The organism is Nonomuraea sp. LPB2021202275-12-8 (assembly GCF_037044575.1).
Classification (GTDB): domain Bacteria; phylum Actinomycetota; class Actinomycetes; order Streptosporangiales; family Streptosporangiaceae; genus Nonomuraea.
Window position 1 is genome coordinate 1 of the sequence record NZ_JBAHWD010000115.1, and the last position, 1,511, is coordinate 1,511.

General features: G+C 65.5%; 1 protein-coding gene. It reads left to right on the forward strand.

Features of this window, described 5'->3' with window-relative positions:
• The first annotated feature begins 233 nt into the window (after positions 1-233).
• Complete coding sequence (locus V5E28_RS48945) at positions 234-1,502, forward strand: IS110 family transposase (RefSeq protein ID WP_336217181.1); 1,269 nt, start codon at positions 234-236, stop codon at positions 1,500-1,502.
• The last annotated feature ends 9 nt before the right edge of the window (positions 1,503-1,511 follow it).

Here is a 1,511-nt window from a genome sequence, read left to right on the forward strand (position 1 = left end):
TTAGTCTCCAATCTCCCCTGGCGGAGGAGGCCGTTCGGGCCTGAAAATCGGGGTGGTTGCTCGCTGACGTCGTCTCTCCTTGGTCGTTGAGGCCGTGCTTTAGTCGGACGCTGGGAGCCGCGCCTGTGGGCCTTTCACTGTTGCTTCGAGCACGCGGATCAGATTCGTCACCGTCCCCTTGCGGCTTCCGCGGGCAACCCACCCCACGCTGTCCCCGACGGGAAGGAGGCCCGATGCTCGCTCAGACCCACGACACCGAAGAGATCATCGAAAGGGTCGCCGCGCTGGACGTCGGCAAGGCCACCCTGGTGTGCTGCGCACGCGTGCCCGACGATAAGAAGCCGAGTAGGCGCCTGCAGGAGGTGCAGACCTACACCACGATGACCCGCTCGCTGCTGTCGATGGCCGATCGACTGCGCTGCCTGAGCGTCACCCGCGTGGTGATGGAGGCCACCTCCGACTATTGGAAACCTGTGTTCTACCTGCTGGAGGCCCAAGGCTTCGACGTGTGGCTGGTCAATGCCCGTGACGTCAAGCACCTGCCCGGCCGGCCGAAGACTGACAAGCTGGATGCGGTCTGGCTGGCCAAAATCGCTGAGCGGCAGATGCTGCGACCCAGTTTCGTGCCGCCGCCGGCGATCCGGCTGCTGCGTGACCTGACCCGCTACCGAGTGGACCTCGTCGAGGCCCGCACCGCCGAGAAACAGCGGGTGGAGAAACTGCTTGAAGACGCACAGATCAAGCTGAGCGTGGTGGCCTCCGACATCTTTGGCGTCTCCGGCCGCGCGATGATGGTCGCCCTGATCCGCGGCGAACGCAGCCCCAAGACGCTGGCACAGTTGGCCCGCTCCAGCCTGCGTCGCAAGATACCCGCGTTGGAGGAGGCGTTCACCGGCCGCTTCTCTGACCACCACGCATTCTTATTGGCCACGATGCTGGCGCGGGTCGATGCGATCAACGTCGACATCGCCGCCCTCGACCGCAAGATCGAGGAAGAGATCATCCCATTCGCCTCAGCGGTGGAACGGCTGGATGAGATCCCTGGCATCGGCCTGACCGCCGCTCACGCGATCATCGCGGAAGTCGGCCTGGACATGAGCCGCTTCCCTACGGCCGCGCATCTGACCTCTTGGGCACGCTTCGCCCCGACGGTCAAGGAGTCCGCCGGCAAACGCAAGGGGAAGAACGCCACCGGGCACGGCAACCGCTACCTGGCCCGCACCCTCGGCGAAGCCGCGGTCGTCGTCGGCCGCACTGACACCTTCCTGGGTGAGCGCTACCGGCGGATCGTCCGACGCAAGGGCAAGAAGCGCGCCATCGTCGCAGTCGGCCGTTCCATCCTCGTCATCATCTGGCACCTGCTGTCCGACACCGAGGCGCATTTCATCGATCTAGGCGCCGACTTCTACACCCGGCGCACCAACCCTGACCGCAAGAAGCGCAGCCACATCCGCGAGCTCGAAGCCCTCGGCTACCGCGTCACCCTCGAACCCGCACCCTGACCATCACGG